The organism is Xenorhabdus vietnamensis, from assembly GCF_002127535.1.
In the GTDB taxonomy this organism is placed as follows: Bacteria; Pseudomonadota; Gammaproteobacteria; order Enterobacterales; family Enterobacteriaceae; genus Xenorhabdus; species Xenorhabdus vietnamensis.
In genome coordinates, this window is the sequence record NZ_MUBJ01000095.1 from 1 (window position 1) to 1,117 (window position 1,117).

1 protein-coding gene is annotated in these 1,117 nt (G+C 54.8%); it reads left to right on the forward strand.

Features of this window, described 5'->3' with window-relative positions:
• Positions 1-138: 138 nt before the first annotated feature.
• Positions 139-1,117: inverse autotransporter beta domain-containing protein (locus Xvie_RS20330; RefSeq protein ID WP_208612661.1), on the forward strand; the 979-nt coding region annotated here is incomplete at its 3' end.

The following is a 1,117-nucleotide window of genomic DNA, read 5'->3' on the forward strand; positions in this document are numbered from 1 at the left end:
TTGACAGTTTGGTACTAAATGTCAACTCACGATGTAGAACAAATATGGGGATAGCAACACCGCTCTGGGATGGGTCAATGGCATCGGCGTTTAATGACGCCTGATGGAGATAGTGTTGATTCTGAAGGTTGATAAAACATGCTAAAGAAACGAGATAAGCAGTGGACAGATAAACCGCACCATCATCTTAAGCGGGTGGCCTGGGTGAATATTTTTGCGCAGGTTGCCTTTCCTGTTGCGGGGACTGTTACGCCCGCCCTCGCGGGGACAAAAACACAGGCCGTTGTGCAGGCAGGGAAACCCCATCATTTGCAGGCTCAGCCTGACCGCCTGACCGCCGGTGATGAAATTGATGTGCCTCAATCCCAAGCCCGTCAACGGCTGGCAGAGAGTTTACGGCAGGCAGGCTCTGAGGCTGACATATCGGCAAACGATGTTACCTCAAATAATGCCGCTTCAAGCGGTACTGAGCACTGGCTGGCCAGTGCCGCTTCCCGTGCGGCGGGGATGCTGAAAAGCGGCAATCTTGTCGAGAATACCCAAAATCAGTTGCGCGGCATGGCCGTGGGTGAAGCCAACCAGACACTGCAACACTGGCTGCAACGTTACGGGACAGTGAAATTACAGGCCAATGTGGATGACCGTGGCCGGCTGGACGGCAGCCAGTTTGACATGCTGCTGCCGCTGTATGATACCGAAAAACAGATGGCCTTTACCCAGTTCGGCTTACGCCATATTGACAGCCGCACCACGGCCAACGTGGGCTTTGGGCAGCGCCATTTCCTTGATGCCGGCATGTTTGGCTATAACGCCTTCCTTGACCACGATATTACCCGTGACCACACCCGTTTCGGGCTGGGGGCTGAATATGCCCGTGACTTTATGCGCTTCGGTGCCAACAGCTATTTCCGCGCCAGTGGCTGGAAAGACGGCAAGAAACTGCCAGATTACGAAGAGCGCCCCGCCAACGGTTTTGACCTGCGGGCGGAGGGCTATGTTCCGTCTTATCCGCAACTGGGCGGTCAGTTAATTTATGAGCAATATTTTGGGGATGAGGTCGGCTTGCTGAGCGAAGCGCGCCGGCAGAAAAACCCGGCGGCCTTTACCCTGGGCGTTA